The organism is Paraburkholderia flagellata, assembly GCF_021390645.1.
Taxonomy (GTDB): Bacteria; Pseudomonadota; Gammaproteobacteria; order Burkholderiales; family Burkholderiaceae; genus Paraburkholderia; species Paraburkholderia flagellata.
The window spans coordinates 818,401-842,712 of the sequence record NZ_JAJEJT010000004.1 but is presented as its reverse complement, the minus strand read 5'-3'; the positions used below and the strand labels follow the sequence as shown (position 1 = coordinate 842,712).

General features: G+C 61.9%; 15 protein-coding genes and 2 tRNA genes. 7 read left to right on the top strand and 10 right to left on the bottom strand.

Annotated elements, in window-relative coordinates:
• Positions 1-15 precede the first annotated feature (15 nt).
• Both L0U83_RS34415 and L0U83_RS34410 read left to right on the top strand, forming a co-directional pair.
• Positions 16-1,296 (top strand): epoxide hydrolase family protein, encoded by a 1,281-nt coding sequence (locus L0U83_RS34415; RefSeq protein WP_233888614.1) that lies wholly within the window; start codon positions 16-18, stop codon positions 1,294-1,296.
• Between the two features lie 222 nt (positions 1,297-1,518).
• Positions 1,519-2,562 carry a sensor histidine kinase gene (locus L0U83_RS34410; protein WP_233888613.1) on the top strand — a complete coding sequence of 348 codons (1,044 nt, stop codon included), beginning with the start codon at positions 1,519-1,521 and terminating at the stop codon, positions 2,560-2,562.
• Positions 2,563-2,610: 48 nt separating this feature from the next.
• On the opposite strand, the gene L0U83_RS34405 is transcribed toward L0U83_RS34410, so the two are convergent.
• The 3 genes from L0U83_RS34405 to L0U83_RS34395 form a co-directional block, all read right to left on the bottom strand.
• Positions 2,611-3,060 carry a universal stress protein gene (locus L0U83_RS34405; RefSeq protein ID WP_233888612.1) on the bottom strand — a complete coding sequence of 150 codons (450 nt, stop codon included), beginning with the start codon at positions 3,058-3,060 and terminating at the stop codon, positions 2,611-2,613.
• 224 nt (positions 3,061-3,284) lie between these two features.
• Entirely contained in the window at positions 3,285-4,199 is a 915-nt protein-coding gene (locus L0U83_RS34400) for an anti-sigma factor family protein (protein ID WP_233888611.1), read from the bottom strand.
• On the bottom strand, positions 4,196-4,747 hold the full coding sequence (locus tag L0U83_RS34395) for an RNA polymerase sigma factor (RefSeq protein ID WP_233889154.1): 552 nt from the start codon (positions 4,745-4,747) through the stop codon (positions 4,196-4,198). Before L0U83_RS34395 ends, L0U83_RS34400 begins: the two co-directional genes overlap by 4 nt.
• A 370-nt stretch (positions 4,748-5,117) precedes the next feature.
• On the opposite strand from L0U83_RS34395, the gene L0U83_RS34390 reads away from it, so the two are divergent.
• Positions 5,118-6,386 (top strand): condensation domain-containing protein, encoded by a 1,269-nt coding sequence (locus tag L0U83_RS34390; protein WP_233888610.1) that lies wholly within the window; start codon positions 5,118-5,120, stop codon positions 6,384-6,386.
• A 121-nt stretch (positions 6,387-6,507) separates the two neighbouring features.
• Here the strand turns inward: L0U83_RS34390 and L0U83_RS34385 are convergent, their stop codons facing one another.
• Both L0U83_RS34385 and L0U83_RS34380 read right to left on the bottom strand, forming a co-directional pair.
• On the bottom strand, positions 6,508-6,870 hold the full coding sequence (locus tag L0U83_RS34385) for a BON domain-containing protein (protein WP_233888609.1): 363 nt from the start codon (positions 6,868-6,870) through the stop codon (positions 6,508-6,510).
• A 173-nt stretch (positions 6,871-7,043) separates the two neighbouring features.
• On the bottom strand, positions 7,044-7,418 hold the full coding sequence (locus L0U83_RS34380; protein ID WP_233888608.1) for a response regulator: 375 nt from the start codon (positions 7,416-7,418) through the stop codon (positions 7,044-7,046).
• A gap of 479 nt (positions 7,419-7,897) precedes the next feature.
• Here L0U83_RS34380 and L0U83_RS34375 point away from each other — a divergent pair, with 479 nt between their 5' ends.
• On the top strand, positions 7,898-13,924 hold the full coding sequence (locus L0U83_RS34375) for an ATP-binding sensor histidine kinase (RefSeq protein ID WP_233888607.1): 6,027 nt from the start codon (positions 7,898-7,900) through the stop codon (positions 13,922-13,924).
• A complete protein-coding gene (locus tag L0U83_RS34370) occupies positions 13,921-19,098 on the top strand; it encodes a trifunctional serine/threonine-protein kinase/ATP-binding protein/sensor histidine kinase (protein WP_233888606.1) in 5,178 nt (1,725 codons plus the stop codon). Before L0U83_RS34375 ends, L0U83_RS34370 begins: the two co-directional genes overlap by 4 nt.
• Here L0U83_RS34370 and L0U83_RS34365 read toward each other — a convergent pair.
• The 3 genes from L0U83_RS34365 to L0U83_RS34355 all read right to left on the bottom strand — a co-directional run bounded on the left by L0U83_RS34365 (position 19,082) and on the right by L0U83_RS34355 (position 19,983).
• Positions 19,082-19,456, bottom strand: coding sequence for a response regulator (locus L0U83_RS34365; protein ID WP_233888605.1), 375 nt, complete (start codon positions 19,454-19,456; stop codon positions 19,082-19,084). The two genes, L0U83_RS34370 and L0U83_RS34365, sit on opposite strands and share 17 nt — an antisense overlap.
• 370 nt (positions 19,457-19,826) lie before the next feature.
• Positions 19,827-19,902: transfer RNA gene (locus tag L0U83_RS34360), tRNA-Gly, on the bottom strand.
• A 5-nt stretch (positions 19,903-19,907) separates the two neighbouring features.
• Positions 19,908-19,983 (bottom strand) — tRNA-Asn (locus L0U83_RS34355).
• Positions 19,984-20,165: 182 nt separating this feature from the next.
• Between L0U83_RS34355 and L0U83_RS34350 the strand changes: the two genes are divergently transcribed.
• Positions 20,166-20,921 (top strand): pyridoxamine 5'-phosphate oxidase family protein, encoded by a 756-nt coding sequence (locus L0U83_RS34350; protein ID WP_373321185.1) that lies wholly within the window; start codon positions 20,166-20,168, stop codon positions 20,919-20,921.
• A gap of 16 nt (positions 20,922-20,937) precedes the next feature.
• On the opposite strand, the gene L0U83_RS34345 is transcribed toward L0U83_RS34350, so the two are convergent.
• Both L0U83_RS34345 and L0U83_RS34340 read right to left on the bottom strand, forming a co-directional pair.
• A complete protein-coding gene (locus L0U83_RS34345; RefSeq protein WP_233888603.1) occupies positions 20,938-22,146 on the bottom strand; it encodes a GNAT family N-acetyltransferase in 1,209 nt (402 codons plus the stop codon).
• Positions 22,147-22,523: 377 nt separating this feature from the next.
• Positions 22,524-22,943, bottom strand: a complete 420-nt coding sequence (locus L0U83_RS34340; protein ID WP_233888602.1) for a hypothetical protein — start codon at positions 22,941-22,943, stop codon at positions 22,524-22,526.
• 529 nt (positions 22,944-23,472) lie between these two features.
• Between L0U83_RS34340 and L0U83_RS34335 the strand changes: the two genes are divergently transcribed.
• A complete protein-coding gene (locus tag L0U83_RS34335) occupies positions 23,473-24,306 on the top strand; it encodes an ABC transporter substrate-binding protein (protein ID WP_233888601.1) in 834 nt (277 codons plus the stop codon).
• Positions 24,307-24,312: the final 6 nt, after the last annotated feature.

The window sequence follows — 24,312 nt, the reverse complement described above, 5'->3', positions numbered from 1 at the left end:
AACAGGATGCCAGCGATGTTTTCGAATGATTTTTCCCCAATGCGACGCCACCTGCTAGCCGCATCGGCGGCGGTTGGCGCGTTTGCGCTCTTTCCTGAAGCGATTTACGCCGACACGCAGAACGCAAAAATTCGCCCATTCAAGGCGAATATTCCGGACGCTGCGCTGGCCGATTTGCGCCGGCGTCTTGCCAATACGCGTTGGCCCGGAAAGGAAACCGTGGCCGACGAATCGCAAGGCGTTCGCCTCGCACGCATGCAGCAGCTGGTTCAGTATTGGGGCAGTGATTATGACTGGCGCAAGGGTGAGGCGAAACTCAATGAATTTCCCATGTTCGTGACGGAAATAGACGGGCTGGATATCCAGTTCATTCACGTGCGCTCGCAACACGAGAATGCTTTGCCGATGATCATGACGCACGGTTGGCCCGGCTCGATTCTCGAACTGACCAAGGCCATCAAACCGCTGACCGATCCCACAGCTTTCGGCGGGAGCGCCGACGACGCTTTCCACGTGGTCGTACCGTCTTTGCCCGGCTTCGGCTTTTCGGGAAAGCCGACCACGCCAGGTTGGGGCTCCGATCATATCGCGCGGGCTTGGGGCGAACTGATGGGGCGCCTTGGCTACGCACGTTTTGTCTCCCAGGGGGGCGATTGCGGCTCGGTCGTCTCGCACCGCATGGCCATGCAGCACGTAAAAGGCTTGATTGGCATTCACGTGAACATGCCCGCAACCGTGCCGCCGGATATTGCGCGGCTGCTTGCGCTGGGTGAACCCGCGCCCGCGAGCCTCTCCCCGGACGAGAAACGTGCGTACGAAAAACTGAATGTTTTCTATCGCGACAACTGCGGCTATTCGGCCATGATGGTGACGCGTCCACAGACGGTGGGCTACGCCCTGGCCGATTCGCCCGTGGGCCAGGCGGCATGGATGTACGACAAGATTTCCCAATGGACTTATAGCGGCGGTGTTCCCGAGCGTTCTCTGAGCCGCGACGAGATTCTCGACGATATTTCGCTCTACTGGCTCACCAACAGCGCGACGTCGTCGGCCCAGATTTACTGGGAAGATCACTCGAATAACTTCAACGCGGTCGATATCGCGTTGCCGGCGGCCATCACTGTGTTTCCGGGTGAGATCTATCAGGCGCCGCGCAGTTGGGCAGAGCGCAGTTATCACGATCTCGTCTACTTCAACACGGTCGACAAGGGCGGCCATTTCGCGGCCTGGGAAGAACCGTTGCTCTTCGCACAGGAGGTTCGCGCCGGATTCAGGCCGATACGCAAGCTCGCTTAGCGGTGTCGCGTCCCGCACGCTTGACCCTTTCAGCGTGTGGGGCGCGCCGCGTGATGGTACCCATCCGTAGGCTTGAACATATACGTTCATATAATGGCGCCGCGCGCCTGAGGTGCCCTATTCTGGCGCTGCCGGGCAGGGGGTGCCACGAAGCAGATGTTCCGGGCAGCGCGTCTGCTGTCTGTCAAATGCGCGTTTCCTGGCCAGTACAGGAGAACGGATATGAACGCGCACGCCATCGAACCATCGGGTACCCCAAACGCTTACCTGCACGCAACCGATGCCCGCGCTTCGGCGCCTCGCGGCGCGTGGCGGTCTTTCGAAGCGTGGTCGCGGCCCTTATGGGTGCTGCTTGCGGCGGCCTGCGCTTACGCCTCTTACTCAACCCATGCAGTGTCGTGGCAGGTGCTCGTGCGCTTCGGCTTGCCCCTGGTGCTGCCCGCCATACTCGTGACTGCGCTCGTGGCGCTGAAGCTCGTCGAGTTGCACGTGTACGTTCGGCGCATGGAGGCCAGGGTCGAGCGCAGCCTCGGCGAAGGGGCGGAGGCGGTCCTGCCCGAAGACACGGGGCCCGCTACGATTGCGCGTCTCGCCCGCGCGTTCAATGTGGGCGCGCGCCATCGGGCGCGCCGCCAGGCCGAGTTGCTACATGTGCTTGCCGCCTATGCGCACGATTTGCGCACGCCGCTTACGCGCATGACCATGCGTTCGGAACTCGTGGAGGAAGCGGCGGTAAGAGACGCGCTCGCCCGCGACCTTGCAGAGATGACCGAACTGGTCGAAGGCAGTCTTTCCTGCGCGCGTATGCAATGCAGCGCGCTGGAGCCCATGCGTTCCATCGATGCAGACAGCTTGCTCGGCGTGCTGATTGCGGACTATCGGGACGCCGGGCGCATCGTCGAACTCGAGGGGCGGGTGGGACGTCCCGTGATGACGAGTCCCCATGCGCTGCGCCGCGTGCTTGTGAATCTCATCGACAATGCGCTGCGCTACGGCGTGGATGTCCATCTTAGTGTGAGGGTCGAGGCGCAGCGTCTCGTGCTGGCGGTACTCGATTCGGGGCCGGGCATCGCTCCCGCGCGTCTGGAGTCGGTTTTCGCCGCCTGGTACCGCGCGCCCGAAACGGCCGCCTCGGCGACGGGCTCGGGCCTCGGGCTCACGATTGCGCGACGCCTCACGCTCGCCATGCACGGCGAACTCGAACTCGAAAACCGGTGCACGGGCGGCCTCGAGGCGCGTCTGATACTGCCGTTGGCGGCAGCGTGAGGCTGGCATGTCGAATCGCCGGGCCATCGGCGCAGTGTTACGCAAGACTTAAGCCGATGCCAGCGTCACGGTAACGATGGTCGTTCCGCACAAGCGCTCAGTGAGATCGATATGAGCGGGACGCTCGCTCCACCACCGCGAGCGCCTTGCTCGCGCACGGTGGCCGAGCACGATGAGGTCGGGGTTGAACGTTTGCGCGTGACGCGTCACGACATCGGCGATTCGCCCGTATTTGACGTAGCCATTCGCGGTGATGCCGATATTGGCCAACTGTGCGACGGCATCGCAGAGTGTGCCACGGGCCCTTTCCTCGAGATGGGTATAGGCGACGTCGCTCAGCAGGCCGCCGCAGCTTGCGTTCACGCTTTCGGTATCGACGACGGCGACCACGTCGACTGGGGCGCACAAGGCAAGCGAGAGCTGCGAGCAGCGTTGCAGAGCGGCCTGGGCCTCGCTCGTGCCGTCGTACACGAGCAGCATGCGGGAAAAGGAAGACATAGTATGTCGATAACTTAACGGAGCCGCTGGCGGCTCCAGACTGAACATGAAGGTCGGCCAGTGGATTCGTCCCGGAGGGCAAGATGTCTGGCCGCGCAATCAGAACAATCCGTGATCGGTGTTTATTCCCGGCGATGTGCTAGTTGGTGTTACGCCGCGATTCGCCGCCGGAAAATCTCTCTTTAAATATAATTCGGAATCCAGAAGTAATGATGTGAGATCAGTCACCCCGCAGCGTTTCCGGCCGGCGCCACCCAGCCCACGGTTTCGAGCGTCTGGTCTTTGGCAATCTGTTTGCCGATTGCGAGCAGCTGGTCATCGTCGAGCGACGCAATCAACGCGTAGCTGAGGTTGGCGCGCCGCCACATCAAGACATTCATGCTTTCGACATGCTCATGCGTCATGCTTGCGTCCGGTTTTTCGTCCTTCATCACGCACAGGGCAACGGGCAAACCCGTTTTGGGTAGATACACGATCTGCACAAGCGGTCTCTCGTGAAAGCGCAGCCGTTGAACGCGCGTGAATGTGAGCCCCGCAGGGCGCAGGTCCGGCACACGTATCGGTACGCCGTCGTCGCTGTGAATCTGCGCGATCACCTGTGAGGCCAATTCCGGCGTGAGCGCGTCGAAGGCGACGGTGTCGCGCGTGTAAAGCTGTTGATAGTTCACCGCCGCGGCGATCCACGGCGAGACTTTCGCGGCCGCGGTGTGCAGCGTGATGGCGCCTGTACGACGGTCACTGCGTGTCCAGTCCGTCGCGTAGCGCAGCACGAGCGCGCAGCTTAGCGCGCCGGCGGCGAATGTCATGGCGAGACCCGGCAGTGATAGATTCTGCGCGCAACGAAACGGCAAGCGCGAGAGAAGCCGCGAAAACCAGGCAGGTTCCGTGCTGCCGGCTGACTGCGGCGTGCCGGAATACGCGCGGCTGAGTTGAGCGATCTTGAGCGAGAGCTGCTCAGGTACGGGCGGCAGCTTCTGGTGCGCAAAAGCGTGCCGATACCTCAGCGCCGACGCCGTGAATAGCGCAGCGCGCTCCGCGATCTCGGGCGATGCGCTGATCGTCTTCTCCACGTCCTCGCGCTCACGCGGCATGAGTTCGCCGTCGACATAAGCCATGAGCAGGATGTCATCCATAGTCATGCCTCAATTTCCTTGCGGTTCGCCGCGCTTTTCGCGCGTTCTTCTTTTTTCTGGACGTCGAACAGGGCACCGATCGCCTGGCGTGCCCGCGAAAGCCGGCTCATGATCGTACCGATCGGCACGTCCAGCACTTCGGCGGCTTCGCTGTAGCTTAAGCCTTCCACGGCGACGAGCAACATGACAATGCGCTGTGCTTCGGGTAATTGCTCAACGGCGCGGATGATTTGCCCGTTCATGACCTGTTCTTCCGGCGTCCGTGCAGAAGGATCGGGAACGGTTTCGAGAAACCCGTCATCCCATTCCATGCCCGAACGGTTGCGCACATTGCGGGCTCGCATTTCGTTGAGCCACGTGGACTGGACGATGGAGAACATCCAGCTGAGTGGCGCCGTTCCGGGTTCGAGTTGATGCGCGCGTTCGAGTGCGCGCACGCACGCCCGCTGCACGAGGTCTTCGGCGTCGTGCTGATCGCCCGAAATGCGCAGCGCGAATGCCCACAATCGTGGAAGCATGGAAGGCAGGAGTGCGGACAATTCGGCGACAGTCATCGTCCTGGTAGATTTCATGTGTCGACGATAAGGGTAAGCGGAAAAACAGTCGCCATGACCAGAACACCCGGCGGGCGAACGAAATTCCATATGCGCCAGATATCGCCGTTCGTCTTCATCTTGATGACGAGCCGGGCGCGTGGCGGGCTGGAGACAAAACGGATTAAAACCAGAGAAGGTATCTGTCATATGTCCGGCTAACTGATTATTGAAATTATTTGTATCAATGCCGGAAGCCAAACACATTGCGACACAAACCATCGTGCGGAACGGAGAATACATCGTGGAATGCAGAGGGCTCGACAGGTGTTCTCGATCAGGAAGCGATTGCGTTCAACGTTTCCCCACTTTTGAATAACACGGAGTTCAGATGCGAAAACTACAAGCGGATATCGAAAGCAACATGAAACAGGAGCCTGTTCGGGTGCGGGCGCTCGGCGGTACGGAACATTTGTTCTGGTTGCTCGACCGCAATCGCGCGATTCATTTCGCGCTGGTCGCGGAAATCGACCGTGTATTCGAGCCCAGCGTCTGGCACGCTGCATTGCTTGCGCTCCAGCAGCGGCATCCTTTGCTCTCTACACGGATCGTCGCCGACTCTGACGCGGTGCCTGCCTTCTTTCGTGATCCCGATGCGCGAATTCCCCTGCGCGTGGTCGAGAGTGCGCGGGCTTCGTGGCAAGTGGAGACGGCGAGGGAAATGAACACGCCTTTCGACTGGTCGACTGCACCGCTTGTGCGTGCAACCTTGCTGCAGGGCGACGACGGCTCGACGCTCATTCTTGCGGCGCATCACTCGGTGCTCGACGGCATGGGCGGTGCGTATGTGATGGAGGACCTGCTGAGCGCATTAGCGGGCGGCTCGCTCATGAGCTTGCCCCTCGTGCAGCCGCTGGAATGCCTTTTAAGAGCGCAAATGGCGACGGCGACCGTACCCGGCGCGATCGCGCCGGCGCCGGAGCCCAAGGTCTTCCGTGCGGCTTCGGGCGCGCGCGCCGAGGTTGCCGCGCTGGCGCTCAGCGCGCAACTCACGCGCGCTGTTGTGGAGCGCTCACGCATCGAGCGCACGACGGTGCACGGCGCGCTCGCGGCGGCAGTTCATGAAGCGGGGCGGCGCTTGTCGCGCGTATGGCGCGAGCGGCCCGTGCGTACCGTTTCGCCGATAGACGTGCGTCGAACCGTGGGCGGCATGGGTCAGGCCAATGGCGTGTACATCACGCAGACCGTGACGGTCGACGACCGTGCGCGCGGCGCGCCGTTCTGGGACGCAGCGCGCGAGATCAAGGGATTGCTCGCACCCGCGCAAACGCACGCCTCGGTCGTACAGGAGACGAAAGCGCTCGATGCATTCATGTCATCGAATCCGTCCGTTGAGGACGCAGCGGGTTTTCTTTCGCACATGCTGGCGTTCGACCTCCTGCTTTCGAATCTGGGCCGCGAGCCGGTCGCTTCGGCATACGAAGGATTTGCACTGAAGGCGCTATGGGGGCCGATCGTAAGTTCGGGCTTCGCGGACGATCAGGTCGTCGGCGTCTGCACGCACGGAGGTGTGCTGCGTCTCACGCAGGCGAGCTACACCGCCATGCCGGGACTGCTCGACGAAGTGAGCGCCGTACTGAGCGAGGCCGTTGCTGCCTGATTTGACAACCGAGGTTGCGGCTGAGGTGAAGTGTGAAGTGCGCCGGCATGGCCGGCGCATTCGCTTACTGTGAAACCGCGAGTGTCAGGTAACTACGAGGAAATTGCGAGGAAACAGAGTATCAGGGCGCTGCGTAGAGCGTCAGCTTGGTCTCGACCGACTGCACGCCCGACACTTTCGATGCGACGTCCTGAGCGATCTGGTCCTGCGATTCGTCGAGAATCGTGCCGGCCAGGATGACCTTGCCCGTGCGCGTATTGGCGAACACGGCGATGTCTGTGTCGTTCAGGTCGTGGTTCTTGTAGAGCGCCTCACGAACTTTTTTCGCCAATGCGTGGTTGGCGGCGCGGTCGGCATGCATTTGGGCGCGGATCTGCTGCTTGGTGAGCGCGGGCGTGTCGCCGGCCGTCGTGGTTTGTGCGAGAGCGGCGGAAGAGAGCAGCACGGCGAGTGCGGCGGTAAGCACCTTGGAGCGAAGCGTCATGGAATCACCTGTTGACGTTGAGTATGAACGAGGAGTTGTCAATGCGGGTCTTGCCCGGTGGGAAGCTTAGACCGTCGGCCGTCCTGGTTCTATCAGACGTTAGGTGGTTCGCACTATACGAAAGTCAACTGCGGCCTATACCTTGGGATGCCCCGGCAATGCGCGATGATGATTCAGGTTGCGGCAGCCGCTGCCACGGCGACGGCAGCGGCTAGATCCCTGGCCCTGACTGGCTTGATGAGGAATGCGCTCGCGCCATTGTCCAGCGCCAGGCTCTGGAGTTCGGGCATGGGGTAGGCCGTGACGAAAATCGTGGGTATGCGAATGCCGGCGCCAATCAGGCGCAAGAACATGTCGACGCCGGTCATGCCAGGCATTTGGACATCCGAAATGATACAGCGTGGATGGCGGGCGCCCGCGGCGGCCAGCAACTCCATGCCGGATTCGAATGTCACGACGTCGTAATCGAGTGAGCGTAGCAAGCTGGAGAGGCCGGAGCGGACCGAAGGGTCGTCGTCAACCACCCAGATGACTTGTGGCGTACACAATGAATATCTCCCGTTGCGTGCTGGAAGGCGGTATGGCTGTGATTCGTCGCGTGTACGCGGCCTGAGCTTACAGGAGACCTCCAGCCGCCGAAATCATACGGAGGTATAGATAGGGTTTGCCGCAATCGGTGGGTAAGATGCCAGGGGGATATGAGGGTTCACCCACAGCACGGCCCCTCGCTGAGCGCACAACGCTTACAAAAATGATTGCGCAATCGCGCGCCTCGCGCGTGGCATTTCCTATGGATTGATGCCTGAAATCGGCAACCGGCGGAGTTTGGCATGTACCCAATCGAGAGCGATCGTGGTGAGCGCGCGGCCGTGAATGCGAGCCGTGCCTGCCGGACATTCACCGCGGCTCCGCCATGCGCAAGCTCGATCAGTCGGTCGCCGATCTCGTGAGGAAGATGGAGGCCATTAGCGCCGCGGAGCACGCGCGCATTCAATGATGCGCCGGCACGACACTGACGGAGAGAGCTATGGCAGTTAGAGCGGGTCGGTATTCGATCATCGTTATCCCGGGTTGGGAAGCGACGGGCGCAGCGGAAATTCACGGGCGCATCACCGGCGCGCAACGTCTCCATCGCGAAGACGACCTGGTCATGTACCGCGTGACCACCGACGCGAGCGATCAGCCGCTCATCGTGAAAGCGCCATTCGAGGCACGCGCGTCGCGTGAACTCCTCGCTTCGTTTGAAAAAGAATACGGTCTGCGCGAATCGATCGACGCCCAATGGGGTATCCGTCCGCGGGAGCTGTTTCGGTCGGGCGGCCAGTTTCTCCTCACGCTGCACAATTGCGAAGGTGTATCGCTCAGCGGCGATATTGCGCATGGCCGCTCGTTGCGGCGCTTTCTTTCGCTCGCGGTGTCGCTCGCCTCGGCACTCAAAGGCATGCATGCGCGTGGACTCGTTCATCACAACCTGAGCCCCGCCAGCCTGTTCGTAGGTTGGGAGCAGCGCGTGTGGATCACGGGTTTCGGCAGCGCTTGTGGCATCGAGGGCAACTATGCGGGGGGCGGCGAAATCGGCGTCGTGCCCATGAGCCAGTTGCCGTATCTCGCGCCCGAGCGCACCAGCGCCGTGAGCCAGCGTAACGATCCACGCAGCGACTTGTATTCGCTCGGCGTGCTGCTCTATCAACTGCTGTCCGGGCGGATGCCCTACGAGGCGCGCGAACGCGAGGAATGGATCTATTCGCATCTCGTGAGCACGCCGCGGCCGCTGGGCAGTCTCGTTGCCGATATCCGTCCCGAGATAGAATTCGTCATCAACAAGCTGCTGGCGAAAGCGGTCGACGACCGCTATCAGAGCGCCGCGGGCGTCGAGGCGGACCTGCAGCTCTGCCTCGACGAAATGACCCACGGTGCGGAGGTTTCGCCCGCGCTGCTCGGCCGGGGCGACCGTCAATCGCAGGCCGTGTTTCCCGTGCGCACGTATGGGCGGCAGCGCGAACTCGAACAGCTGCACGGCGCGCTGGAACGTGTGCGCCAGACTGGCGACGCTATGGCGGTGATCGTCGAGGGCGAGCCCGGCGTTGGCAAGACCTTTTTTATCGAGGAATTCAAGCGCAATATCGGTTCGGCCGGCGTACATTTCACGCTCGGGAAATTCGATCAGTACAACGACAATGTGCCATACGCGGCTTTTGTCCAGGTGCTGCGCGGGCTCGTGCGCCCGCTCCTGAGGAAGACCGGCCCGGAAATCGCGGTATGGAAGGGGCGCTTCGAAGAAGCCGTGGGCAAGGGCGGCCAACTGATCGTCAATCTGGTGCCGGAAATTGGCGCCATGGTGGGGCCGCAGCCTGCAATCGAAACCCTGCCGCCGCAGGAGGCGACGAACCGGTTTCTGCTGGTCGTCAAACGCTTTCTCATGTTGTTTTCGGACAAGCAACGGCCACTCGTGCTCTTTCTGGACGACGTGCAATGGCTCGATTCCGGCACGCTGGAAATCATCGACGGGCTTGCTTCGGACGCCGAACTGAAGAATCTGCTGCTCGTACTCGCGCATCGCAGCATCGATCTGGGCCGCTCGCGGGTGGCGAGCGAACGGCTCAACGGCATTCTTTTCGGCCGAAAGGTGACCGAGAAAATCGGTCTGTTGCCACTCACGCTCGCGGACATCGTGACGCTGATCGCCGAGACACTGGTCGAGCCGCCCGAGGCCGTAGCGCCGCTCGCTTCGGTGATCTTCGAAAGGACGGGCGGCAATCCGTTCTTCACGATCGAATTTCTGCGCGAACTGATTCAGGACCGGCTCATCGTGCCGGACTCGTACAGCGTCGGCTGGACGTGGGACATCGACAAGATTCGCGACAAGGGCTACACCGACAACGTGGTCGACCTGCTCACGCTGCGTCTCACGCGCCTGAACGACGAAACAAAGCATGTCCTCGCGGTCTTCGCGTGTGTGGGAGGAACGGCGCGCGTGGGCGCGCTGGCACGCGTGCTCGGCACGGATAGCCGCCGCGTACTGGCGACGATGCGTGAAGCGGAAACGGCGGGCCTCGTGTCGCGCAAGGGGGAAGCTTACCGCTTCGCGCATGACCGCGTGCAGGAAGCCTCGTACGCGATGCTCGGTGAAACCGCGCGCGAACTCGCGCACGCGCAGATCGGCACCAATCTGCTCTTTGCCATGCCAACTGCGCCGAGCACGGCCGAAGTGTTCGAAGTAGTCGGCCACCTGAACCGCTCGCAGCGGATCCTTTCGCAACCCGACCGCACGCGGCTAGCCGAACTCGACGTGCTGGCGGGCAACGCAGCCAAAGCGGCGGCGGCGTGGAGTTCGGCGCGCGAGTATTTCGCGCAGGCGGAAAAGCTCATCGCGCAGTATGGCGTGAGCGAGGGGCGTATCGACGTATTCCGTCTGCTGCTCGACATGGCGGAATGCGAGTACCTCACCGGCGATTTCAGCCAGGCGCTGGAAACGGCGCGCAAAGCGTGCAACCGCGCGGGCGGTTTGCTCAAACGCGCTGCCGCATTGCGGATGGAAATCCGCATTCACCAGGCGTCGGGCGACTATCGGCTCGCGGTCGACACGACGCTCAGGGCGCTCTCGCTGCTGAACGTGGAGGTGCAGGGTGAAGGCATCGACGATGCGCTAGTCGCGCAAAAACTCGCGGCGTTGCGCGAGTGGTGTCCGCCGCATCAGGTGGCGGCGCTGCTCACGCGCGGCTGCCTCGACGACCCCATGCACGAGGCCGTGATCGGTCTCATTGTCGACGCGATTCCCAGTGCGTATATCGGCGTACAGAAACTGTTCCCGATTCTCGTGCTCAAGGCGGCCGAATTGTGCTTGTCGCACGGCAACACGCGTCTGGCAGGCTATGTCTACGCCATCTACGCGCTGTTGCTGGTCGGCACCACGCGCGACTATGATCTCGCGCTGCGCTTTTCCGAGCTTGCGCTCGCCGTAAACGAGCGTTATGGCGAACCGCGTCTGACCGGCACGCTGCTGCACTTGCACGGCGATCACATCCTGATCTGGCGGCGGCCATTTCGTGCGGCGATTCCTGTGCTGGGCCGCGCAATGAGCCAATGCGTCGAAGCGGGCGACTTCATCTACGCAGGATATATCGCGTTCGAGAGCATCTGGCAGGCCTATGAACGCGGCGAGCACCTCAACGAGGTGACCAACCTGTGCCGCGAGAATCTGCGCTTTGCCAACGAGTTGCGTAACAAGACGATTAGCGTCACGATCGAACTCGAATTGATGTTCCTGCTGCGCTTGCAGGGCGTCGACGCGGCGGACCTGGGCATCGCTTGCACGCATGAAGCACTCGTCTCGTTCGTGCGCGAGAGCCAGTTTGGCTGCGGTATCGCCTATGCCGCGATCATGGCGATGAAACTGGACTTTCTGCACAACCGCTTCGCTGCCACGGTTACGCGTGCGAGAGAGATCGAGCCGCTGCTCGGCGCGGTCATGGCCATGCCGATTGAGGTGACGTACTACTTTCTGCGCGCGCTTGCGCTCGTGCGCGTGATCGACGACGTTCAGCAGGAAACAGGACAAGAAGCCGCACGCGAATTGATGGAGCGCGAACTCATCGACGCCATCGAGCGGCTCAAGTCATGGGCACAAAGCGCGCCCGAGAACTTCGGCAGCCGCTGTGCGCTCGTCACGGCCGAATATGCGCGGCTCGTGGGCGACTATGTCCACGCGGAGCAGGAATACGAACGCGCAATCGAACTGGCGCGTGAGAATGGGCAGCCGCATTACGAGGCCATGGCGCGTGAATGCTCGGCGCACTTCTACCTGCAACGCGGTCTGACATCGGTGTCCCACGCGTGCCTGCGCTCGGCTCGCGACGTCTATGCGCGTTGGGGCGCCGACGCCAAGGTGCGCAGTCTCGAGCAGGCGTTTCACCATCTACGTGACTGGGCACCCGCCGCACGCAGTTCGGGAGGTCATGTTGCGCCACAGGGCACGGTCGATGTCGCCGCGATGGTCCAGTTGTCCCAGGCCGTTTCGAGCGAGATCGACCTCGACAAACTGGTGCAGGCGTTCATGCAGATTGCCGTGCGGCACAGCGGCGCGCAACGTGCGTTGCTCATTCTCTGGTCGGGCGAGAGCTTTCGTATTGTGGCCCAGGCTGGCTCCGGGGAGAACGGCATTACCGTGGAAGCAAGCGACATGGGACTGTGCGAGTCCGTGGTGCCGCTTACCGTGATTCGCCATGTCATGCGGGTTCACGAGAACGTCGTCATCGACGACGGCGCGGAGCCCAACGACTTCCGCGACGACCGTTACCTCAGCACGGGCCGCTGCCGGTCGCTGCTCTGCCTGCCGCTTTTGCGGCATGCGGGGCTCGTTGGCATGCTGTATATGGAGAACGGCGTCACGCCGTATGTGTTCGATTTCGCACGCATTAACTTGATGAACATGCTGGCCGCTCAGGCCGCCATTTCTATTGAGAACGCGAGACTCTATTCCGCGCTCAAGCGCGAGAACGTCGAGCGCCGCCAAACTGAAGCGCGTCTCAGGCGCAGCGAGGCGTTCCTCGAAGAGGGGCAGCGCATCAGCAAGACGGGCACCTGGATCTGGAACACGACCTCGGGGCAATTGCTGTGGTCGCGCGAGAATTACGAGTTATGGGGCGTGGCGTTCACGTGTGAGCGGCCGACCATCGAAATGTGCCTCGAGTGTGTGCTGGAGGAGGACCGGCTGCGTTTCAAGGAAGTCTTCGTCAATGCGATCTGCGAAGACGGCATGCACAGCCACGAATTCTCGACACGGCAGAGCGACGGCAGCGTGCGCCGGCTGCAGGTGATTTTCCGCCCGTGGTCGAGCGACGAGAGCGGCGCGCGCGAGTATATCGGCGCGACGACCGATGTCACGGACCGGCGCGCCTTCGAAGACGCTTTGCGGCGCGGCGAGATGTATCTCTCCGAAGCCCAGCGGCTCAGCAATATCGGCAGTATTGGGTGGAATGTCGAGTCGCGCGACATGACGTGCTCCGCGCAAACCTATCGGATCCTGGAAATGGACGAGCCCGGGCGGCTGCATATGGATCTCATGCTGGAGCGCATTCATCCCGACGACGTAGATCAGGTGAGGCGCGCGCTGCGTGAGGCGGAGGAAGGCGCGTCGATCATCGAAGCCGAGTATCGCGTGCGCGTGGAAACGGGCGCGGTGAAGTATCTGCGCATGGTGGCGAGGCCAATCGCGTCCGCTAGCCGGGCTGTGGAATACGTCGGCGCCCTTGCCGACATGACTGAAATTCACCAGGCGCAGAATGCGCTGCTGCGTGCGCAGGCGGAACTTACGCACGTCACGCGCGTTTCGACGCTCGGTGAATTGACGGCGTCGCTCGCGCACGACCTCAAGCAACCGCTCATGGCGATCATCACGCATGGCGAGGCGGGCATGCGCTGGCTGGACCGCGCAGTGCCTTCGGTCGCCGAAGCGCGCAACAATCTTGCGCGTATCGTGAGCGACGCGGATCGCGCGAGTGAAGTGATCAACCGCCTGCGCGCGCTTGCGCGCAAGGAGCGCCCGAATCGCGCCGCCATCGATTTGACGCAGACCGTCACCGAGGTGGTGGCTCTCGTTCGGCAGGAAATGGAAAAGAACAATATTCGCCTGCGTGTCGTCGCAGAAGACGGTTTGCCCAAGGTGGCCGCCGACAAGATCCAGATTCAGCAGGTGGTCATGAACCTGATCTTCAATGGCATGCATTCAATCCTGAAGTGCTCGGGCAGCACGCGAGTGCTGAAGATCTCGGCTGAACGCGCTGGCGCGGAGTCCGTGCGCGTGTGTGTGTGCGATTCGGGCACAGGGATCGCTGCCGATATCGTCGATCGGCTATTCGAGCCGTTCTTCACGACGAAGTCGGACGGCATGGGGCTTGGCCTGTCCATTTGCCGCTCGATCATCGAGGAACATCGCGGTTCGATCTGGGCGTTCAACAATCAGGACGCGGGCGCGACGTTCTGCTTCGAACTTGCCGCACCAGGAAGCTGCGTCGAAGGCGCGGTCGCCGCGCACGCGAACGGGATAGCCGCATGAGCCATTACGTGCCCATTCTCGATCAACTGGCCGACTACGATCTCACGCAACTGGTCGCAGGGCCGCCTGCGCTCTATCGCGGCGTGAACAAGGAAGGCGCACGCGTGTTGTTCGAGGTGACGGAGGACGGCCCGAAGGAGCACGAGCGGCGCGCGCAGTTGGAGCACGCCTATGCGTTGCGCACGCGTCTCACAGCGCCATGGGCTGCACGGCCCCAGGCGCTATTGCGGGAAAACGGCTGTTTCGCGCTCGCGTTGTGCGACCCCGGCGGCACGCTCTTGCGCGCGCGCTGGCGTTCACCGAAAAAAATCGAGCGCTTTCTGCGCGCCGCGATTGCGATGGCCGCCGCCGTGGAATCGCTCCATGAAGCCGGGCTGATCCACTGCGACCTGAATCCCGATCATTTTCTGCTCGACGATGCCGAAGAATCGGCGTGCCTCCTTGGCTTTGGTCACGCGATGACGGTCGATCGTTCGGTTCACGAAGCCAATCTTCATCGCGCCAGCAGCGGGTCGATCGAATACATGGCACCGGAGCTTTGCGGCCGGATGGAGCGGATGCTGGACTGTCGCGCCGACCTCTATTCGCTGGGCTGTCTGTACTACGAAATGCTCACCGGCGTGCTGCCGTTCACGGGAGTCGACAGAATGGCGCTCGCGCATGCGCAACTCGCCAAGGAGCCCATGCGTCCTTCCGCTTATGCGCTTGGATTGCCGCGTCAGGTCGAAGCGGTCGTCATAAAGCTTCTCGCCAAGAATCCCAATGACCGCTACCAGTCGGCGGCGGGGCTGCAGGCCGATTTGTTGCGCTGCCTGAACGCCGGGTCGGAGCGCAAGGCTCCCCTCGCGTTTCCGCTGGACCTCCACGCGAGCGTTGCGATCAGCCGGCACTCCGGCGCGCTCTATGGCCGCCGCGGCCAGATGGACGCCCTCAATGCAACCTTGCGCCGCGTGAGTGCGAGCGGTGCGGTCGAACTGGTCTTCGTTGCCGGCTATTCGGGCAGCGGCAAATCCGTGCTGATCGATCAATGGGCAAGCGCAATCGGCACGACGACGATCTCGTACGCGCGGGGCGTGTGCGAACAGCTCGATTCGACCCAACCCTATGGCGCGCTGGTCCGTGCGATCGAGCGGCTCATTCGCCCGATTCTCGGTCAGGAAGACGCGAACTTCGCAGCGACGCGCAAACGCCTCGTGGCGCGCATGGGCGGGCGCGCGGAAATTCTCTATGGCCTCTTGCCCGATCTAAAACTAATATTGGGCGAACTGTCGAGCGCCGGCGAAACGGAATTCAATGTAGACAGAGCGCTTTATTTGCGCACGATTGCCGACCTGCTCAAAGGCGTGTCGCAACCCGAGCGCCCGCTCGTGCTGTTTTTCGACGACATGCAGTGGGTCGATGAAGGCACGCTCACGGTCCTCGACTATCTGACCCACGACGGCGAACTCTCTCATGTGATGCTCATCGCGGCGTTTCGCAGCAACGAAGTGACACCGGGGCATGCGCTCGCCCGGCTGATCGACGAGGCGAAAGACCGGCATCAGGTGATTGCAGTCGAGCCGCTCGAACGCGGCGACATGGCGCGCCTGGTTGGCGATACGCTGGGCTGCAAGCTCGACGCGTCGCTGCCGGTGATCGACATCATTCGGGAAAAGACGGGCGGCAATCCATTTTTCACGATTCAGCTTGCCGCGGAACTCGCGAGCGAAGGGCTGATTGAATTCGAGGAAAAGGGCGCGTTACGCTTGCGGGACGTCGATCGCATTCGCGCCAAGCTCTATTCGGACAACGTGGCGGACCTCATGCTGCTGCGCTTCGCACGCCTTGGCGAGGCCGCGCGCTACGCATTGCAGGTCTTTGCCAGTCTGGGTGGCGCCGCGAAGATCGCGGATCTCGCGGCGGCGGCGAGCCTCGGCAAGCCGGCGCTGGAGGCGAGCCTGCGCGAGGCGATCAACGCTTCGCTCATCGACCGCGATGCGGACATGCTGCGCTTTACGCACGACCGCATTCGCGAAGCCGCATACGCGTCGATGAGCGAAAGCGAACAGGCAGCGCTGCACCTCGACATCGGGCGCAGGCTCGCCATGCGCCTGCGCGAGGACGAGCCGGGCGACGAACTTTTCGTCGTCGCGAATCAGATCAATCGTGGGGCTTCGCGGATCGTTTCGCCCGAGGAGCGCAAGCGCTTTGCCTACCTCAATCTGCTCGCAGGGGAAAGAGCGAAGGCGGCGACCGCGTACACGTCGGCGCTCGTCTATTTCGAAACGGCGGCGGCGCTGATCGACGAAACCACCGACGAAGACACGGCGCAGTGGACGGAATTCCACCGGGCCGACGTGGAATGCCTGATCGGCACGCTCGCGCCCGCCGAGGCGCGGCTCGCGGCGCTCGGGCGCAAGCCGGTGAGCATGGCGTTGCGAGCGGAATTGACGCGCTTGACGGCGAGCCTGCAAACCGCGCAGAACCGGCAGATTCAGGCGCTGACCACGGGGCTCGATTTTCTGGTCCGCCTCGGCGTCAACATCGAAGAGCGCCCTTCGGACGGTGAGGTCGATCGACTTTACCGGCAATTGCGCAGTGAGCTGGGCGAAAGATCGGTTGCGCAACTTGCCGAAAACACGTGGGTCGAAGACCCGGTGTGGCGCTGCGCGCTCGACGTGCTCGCCGATCTCATTCCGCCCGCGCTCTTTTTCAACGCCAATCTGCTCGACGTGATTCTGCTGAACCTGACCTTGCTGAGTTTGCGGCACGGTCTTTCCGATTCAGCGGCCTATGGATTCGTCTGCCTGAATCTCGTGTTCGCAGAGCGCTATGGCGACTACAAGACGGGCTATGAGTTCGCGCAACTGGCCGTCGACGTGGTCGATCGTTGCAAGCGATCCCGCTACAAGGCGCGCATCTACATGCGCTTTGGCAGTCTCGTGATTCCCTGGAGCCGGCCGGCCCAGGACGCCATGCCTTATATCGAGCAAGCGAAGAAGGTGGCGAAAGAGGACGGCGATCTGGTATTCGATGTGTCGGGCGCCCGCAATGTCGTGAGCGTGCTGCTTCTCGCGGGCCGGCCGCTGGACGAAGTGCTGGCGGAGGCGAAGAATGGTCTGAACGTCGCGAGGTTGTCGCGCTTCTTTCTGTATTCGGGCGTTTTCCGCGCGCAGATCCAGCTCGTCGAACAACTTGGCAATGCGGGACGGCGCGATTCGGCGGGTCAAGCCGGCGACGAGGAATACCAGCGGGACATCGACGCGGTGCGTGCGAACAACACGAGCGTCGGCTTTGCCTACTGGACGTGCATGCTTCAGGCGAGCTTTATTTGCGGCGATTTCGAAGCGGCGCTCGAGGCGGAGGTGGCGGCGAGGCGATCGATCGGCGCGTCGAGAATGTTCCTCGAATTGATCGAATATCGCTTCTTTGGCGCACTCACGCGAGCGAAGCTGTGCGAAACGGCAGCTACGCCGCACGAACAGGACGCGCACCGTGAAGCGCTCGACGCGCATAGCGCGGCACTGGCTGCGTGGGCGCATGTCGGTCCCGCGAATCTCACGGGCCGGGCCGCGCTCGTCGATGCCGAAATCGCGCGGCTCGACGGCCGCGCCCGCGAAGCGGAACACCTCTATAACAAGGCCATTCGTCACGCTCACGAACGGCGGATTCTGCATGTCGAAGCGCTTGCGTGCGAACTCGCGGCGGGATTTCATCGCCAGCAAGGCCGCGGCGCAATTGCCGACGCCTACTTGCGCGATGCTTCGCATGCCTATGCATGGTGGGGCGCGAATGCCAAGGTGCGCGCCATGACGGAGCGAGGCCTCAAGACCGAGGCTGCGGCCAGCGCACCGATGCCGGCTTTCGATTACCCCTCGCAGCAACTCGATATCGCCGCGATCATCAAGGCTTCGAGTGCGCTGTCCAGCGAAATCGTGCTGAGCCGTCTGATCGAGACGCTCGCACTCGTGACGCTCGAGCACGCGGGCGCCCAGCGCTGCGTGCTCGCGCTGACCCACGAGGGCGGCTTGCAGATTCACGCCGAGGCCGTGACGCGCGCCGAACTCGCCGAAGTCAACGTCGTGCGGCGCGAGATTTCGAGTGACGACCTGCCGCTTACGCTGGTGCGCACGGTGATCCGCACGGGGCAGCCACTCGCGCTCGGCAGCGCGGCGACAGAGGGCGGCTATACGCGCGACGAGTATGTGCGAAGGACCCAGGCGAAGTCGGTGCTCTGCCTGCCGCTGCTCAAGCAAGGCGGTCTGGTCGGCGTGATCTTTCTGGAGAACCGGCTGAGCGAAAGCGCATTTACCGAGGACAAGATCGCGGTGCTTTCGGTGCTCGGCGCACAGGCCGCCATCGCGCTCGAAAACGCGCGCCTCTATCAGGATCTCGTCGAGCAAAATCAGCGAATCGCGCATACGGAGGAAGCGCTGCGCAACGCCATGGCGGAGCTTGCACGCGTAACGCGCCTCACGACCATGGGCCAACTGGTGGCATCCATCGCACATGAAATCAGTCAGCCGATGAGCGCGATTCATTCGTCGGCCTCGGCGGGCGTGCACTGGCTCGAGCGCGAGCCGCCCGCGCTCGATGAGGCGCGCAAGATGCTCGCGCTCGTGGCGGGCGAGAGCCTGCGCGCGTCGAGCATCATTCACGGCATACGCGAGTTGGCGAAGAACGCGCCGCCCACGCTAACCGTGTTCGACCTTAGGAGCGCGGTTGCCGAAGCGCTGCTGCTCGCGGGCGCGGAAGTCGAGAATAACCACGTCGAAGTCGATAACGCCATCGCGCCGGACTTTTTCGTCAAGGGCGATCGCGTGCAGATTCAGCAAGTCGCGCTCAATCTCATTGTCAACGCCGTGGAGGCGATGGCAAGTGTCGATTCGCGCGCGCGGGTGCTCGCACTCTCCAGTCGGCATGTGGGCGGCGGCCGGGCCGAAATTACGGTGGCCGACTCGGGGCATGGGTTGCAACCCTGCGTCGAGGGTTCGTTGTTCGAACCATTCGTGACGACCAAGGCCACAGGCATGGGTCTGGGTTTGTCGATCTGCCGCTCGATTATCGAACGGCATGGCGGCACGCTGGAGTTCGAGCCCAACACGCCACATGGCGCGTGCTTCGTTTTTACGCTCGCCGCTGCATTTGCGGCGCCGGCGGGAACACAGCGCTCAAGCGTTAATCGTCTCGATTGACGGCCTGTTTGACGTGCGTTGCCAGCGTCTGGGCGCTGACCGGTTTTGTGAGGAATGCGCGAACGCCAATCGACAGTGCCCGCGCCTGAACTTCGGCAGTCGGATACGCCGTGATCAGCACGAACGGGGCATCGACTCCCATGCCGATCATGCACTCGAAGATTCGAAGGCCGGACATGCCGGGCATCTGGAGATCGGAGACGACGCACGCGGTGCGATTGTGCGCGAGCCAGCGCAGGACGTCATTCCCCGATTCGAAGGTTTCGACTTCGTAGCCGAGCGAACGAAGCAAGCTGGCAAGTGCTAGCCGAACCGACTGATCGTCGTCGACCACACAGACGTGATGAGCGGCGGACACGCATGATCTCCTGAACAACAACGGCGCGCCCGAACAGAACTCCAGCGCGGGCCGACAGCGCTGATAGTAATGACGGAATCCGCCTGGCGGAATCATACGCTCGTATAGCGGGTGTGAGTATTCACAACACCGGCAACCATGCGAGCGCCGTTTGGGAGAGGGCGCGTCCGGGAACACACTGCGCGGCACGCGTGATTAGCGTGAAGACGGCGCAGGTTACTTGCGATCCAATTCGAATATTTTCGGAATGGAGATCGAAGCGACTTCGCTGGAGGGGAAGGGGGCGTGCTTCCGGTTTTCACTACCGCAAGACAAAGGCAAGCGCGCTGGCTTGCTGCCCTCATCGCAGGCGGATGGCGCGCCTGGGTGCTGGAGCGGGAGACGAGTCTCGAACTCGCGACCTCAACCTTGGCAAGGTTGCGCTCTACCAACTGAGCTACTCCCGCATGTCTGGCTCCCCGACCTGGGCTCGAACCAGGGACCTACGGATTAACAGTCCGGCGCTCTACCGACTGAGCTATCGGGGAATCAAGGAGGCCGGATTGTACAGGAGATTTTTTGATGTTGCAGCTTTTTCCTGACGAATATCGAAAAGACGTATTGCGGATGATTTAGTCAGAAATTTAACGGTTTACGGTGTATTACCTACGATCATCGGGGGCTCGATGATCTCGTGGCCCCATCACTCAATGCGAGTCTGGATCTACCCATAGGGCCACAGCTTGTCTATCGTACGCGGAATCTCAACCCGAACCGTAGAGGAAGCAAAACGATGTCCCTCGCCGATGCCGTCAACGAACCCGCCGCCAACACCAGCGCGGCAACTTCGCAACGCACGCGCGTGCGCCGGGTCGCGCAACGCGCGAACTACGACGCGGCAACGTTGCACGCGATTCTTGACGAAGCCTACGTCTGCCACGTCGCCTTCGCTGACGAGCACGGCGTGCATTGCATTCCCACCGCGTGCTGGCGCGAGGGCGACCATCTCTACATTCACGGCTCGAACGGCAGCCGCATGCTGCGCCTGGCAGCCGAAGGCGCCCAGGTTTGCGTGACCGTTACGCATCTGGATGGCCTCGTGCTTGCGCGCTCGGCGTTCAATCACTCGATGAACTATCGTTCCGCGGTGATTTACGGCGTATTCGAGGTGGTGCCCCCGGAGCACAAGGCTGCCGTGCTCGATGCCTTCATGGAGCACATTGCGCCGGGGCGCAGGCATGAGGTGCGCGCGGGCAATGGCAAGGAACTGACGGCGACCACGGTCATGCGCATTGCGCTCTCGGAGTCCGTTACGAAGATCCGCACGGGCGGCCCGAAGGACGACGAGGAGGACATGGATCGACCCGTCTGGGCAGGTGTGCTGCCGCTCACGCTTGCACCGTTGCCGCCCGTCGCCGACACAGCGATGCCGGAGCGTGAAGCACCCGCGTACGTGAAGGACTGGACGAACCGGCGTTGCGACTGACCATCGAATGCGACGTTCACCGCGCCGACGTGAGGGCGCGCACTTTCGCGCGCAGCGGGTCGATGGCAAACTCGCGCGCTCTACGAAATACGCGCCGAAGCTGCTGAGCGGCAAGTGGAAACTCAGCGAGTCTGCCACGCCATGTCAGTATGACGAAATGAGACTCGTACCAGCTCTTCCGATTTGACCAACGCTCCTTATAGCTCGAAAAGTATGGCCGGAAGTCGAAATCGCGGCCGTTCGCGAGCGCCCACCGAGCCATGCTATCAACAAGCAGGTTGCCCACGGAGCGGGCGGCATAGGCTTCGTCATAGGTCGTGATGAAATACTCCAGCCTGCGCGGCCCGGTCAGGTTGACGGATGCCGCGATGGGCACGCCGTCAAGCTTGACGAACGAAACCAAAGGCGTCGCAACGAGATCGGTCCGCTCGGCAAGTTCGATGAAGAAGTCGCGGACGTCGTCGTTCATCAGATAGGGGGCGTCGAGGCCGCGCGCGATCACCCAGTTGCGCTTCTTCTCAAAGAGCCAGGTCAGTACCGCGCGGGCATCGCTGGCGTCCCGACACCAACCGTATTCAACTGCGCCGTCTTCCGAAAGGCGCCTCGCGAGACGCCGCAACGGGCGCCGCAGCGAATCGGGTCTCGTCGCGATGAAGGCGTCAAAGGTGGGGAATCGGGACAGCTCCATGGAATAGCCGGACAGCAGACGCCAGCGCTCCGGCAGGGCGCGCAGGACCCACGACTGCGAGGCGCGCGAAAGCGCGGCGTGAAGGGGACCCTGGCACTCGACGAACCGTATCTCCAGCAAGTCCGCGTCGATGCTGCGCAATGCCTCGACGGCGGCGTCATAAAAGCGCCTGTCGCCTCGATCGGCTACGAGCGGGCCGCCGTATTCCTCGTTGCTTCCGCAGCCCAGTGCGCGCGCGACCCGGCATGCGCCTTCGCGCGCAACGCACAGCGGCCAGAGCGCGACGAGCGTGGCGCCGTCGTAGACCAGCGCAACATTGACCACCACGCCGCGGGCGAATGCCCGCATTGCGGCGAGCTCGCAGTAGGTGAATTCGAGCGTCGCTGGACACGCGGTGCAGACGGCTTCCCAGGAAGGTCGCAGTTTCGTGAAGTCCGCGAGGGATTCGCATACGCGGATTTCGTGGCGAATACTACCCGTGTTCGCGCGGGCGGCGATGTCGGGAAGGAAAGCGGTCTCGGTCGGTGAGTTTCGCATTATGTTGTCCCGGTAGTCCGATTCAGCGGCGTGGCGATTTCACATTTCCCTATCGATATGGACTCCGAACAAGATACGTATGAACATCGGAGGCATATCCATATGATCCATCGAAATAAGACGCGCAGCGCGCCAAAGTATTCCGTTTGCTTGAAATTGGCGGCGGACGACTAATGCGTGGAAGAGGCGTAGTAGGATGAATACGTGCCTGCGGTAAAACGCACCGCACCATTTTATGAATGCGTTTGGTGTTCAGTACGTGTTGCCGTTTGATTATTCATTTGAATAATCAACTACATGAAAATCCGACCGATGGCGAACGCTGCTATTTGCTGAACCAGTACGAATCGTGTGTGAATGGACGCGCCCGGTCGCGCTCAGGAGATGGCGGACCAGAGCATGCTGGCAATTGCGGCGACGTAGATCACCGCCGTGATGATTGCCGCTACGCGTAGCGGCCGGCCAGCTTTCGAATTGCTGGTGATAATGACCAGGCTTATCCCGATGCCGATCAGGGCGAGCACGAGGAGTCGCGACAGAAGGCTCCAGCCATCCAGTCCAACCTTGAAGATCGACCAGAGCAGGGCAGCGGCGAACATGGCGAAATACCACCATAGTCCCGCGGAGCGATTCCATAGCATGAGGATGCCGGCGCCGATCAACGCAACGCCCGCAACGAAGTAGTAAGGCGCGTGGCCCATCCAGGGTATCCACCCGCCCAGCACTGCGAAAGCCGCGCCGACGAGGATTATCCATTCTGCGGTCTCGGCAGGAGACGTCCAGCGGCGGTAAGACATAAGAGTCCCCCTGATGATGCAGATACAAACCGGGCTTTGCAGCCAGCATTGCTGAAGACTGGATCACGTTGATCGTAAGCAGGCGATGTGCCCGGGTCAAGGGTGATAGGCCAATGAAGTTGTAAGAACTTCGAAACGTATTTGCGTTCAATTGTCTCGCGCGAAAGAAATGCGCGTCGATGGCATTGGCGATTGTCGACATTACCGAATCGACGCGATCTGACCGGCAAGAGTTGCGACGCAAGCCACGTATGCGAAAAAACATGCGTCAACATTACTTCCGGTGTCTGTGGTGAGCGTGAGGACACTAACATCGCTATGTCTATGTGCGCATAACGCGAGAAATCCTCGAATGCGGCAACGACTCCGCTCCGCGCGGACCGTGCCGTTGGCCCATATCACCAACAGCGCTTTCGATCTGAGAAATGCTTGGTTCCTTCGTACGCGTCATGCCGATACGCTGCGTACTTCGCCAGCGCGAATGATCAATGGCAGCGCAAGGGCAACAAAAGAAGAAGGTATTTTGATAATGAAAAACAGCATCTGGGGCGCAGTGCCGGGCGCACTGTTGACGGCACTTCTGGTCGTGGCATCGACTTCCGCGCATGCGGATCGTCTGGACGACATCAAACGGGCGGGCGTGTTGCGCGTTGCTGCATTCGACAGCAACCCGCCGTTTGGTTCCGTCGATCCGAAGGACAATCAGATCGTTGGACTCGACGTGGACTACGCGCGCGCCGTGGCGAAGAGCCTCGGTGTGAAACTCGAAGTTCAGCCCACCAATCCCGCCAACCGCATCGCGTTTCTGAAGTCGGGCAAGGTCGATCTGGTATTCGCCAACTTTACGATTACCGACGATCGCAAGAAGGAAGTGGATTTCAGCACGCCGTATTTCGCGTCCGGCACCCAGTTCATTGCGAAGAAGGGCGTGCTGAAGTCTTCGGAACAGATCAACAGCCTGCGTATTGGCGCAGACAAAGGCACGACTAACGAACAGCAGGTGCGGGCGAAATTCCCGAACGCAACCATCGTCGCCTACGATGACACGCCTTTCGCTTTCGCTGCGCTGCGCACGGGCAACGTGCAGGCCATCACGCAGGACGGTCCGAAACTCGTCGCGCTGCTTGCACGCGCGCCCGATAAGGCGAACTACGAGATTTCCCCGTTCACGATCTCGAACGATTACGAAGGCGTTGGCGTGCCCAAAGGCGAGACGCGTTTGCTCGATGCGGTGAACAGCACGCTGACTCACCTGGAAACGGACGGCGAAGCTGCACAGATTTATGACAAGTGGTTCGGCCCGAAGAGTGCTGCACCGCTGCCCCGTCTCTTCAAGATCGGCGATGCGCAAAAGAACAGTTGAGCGCTG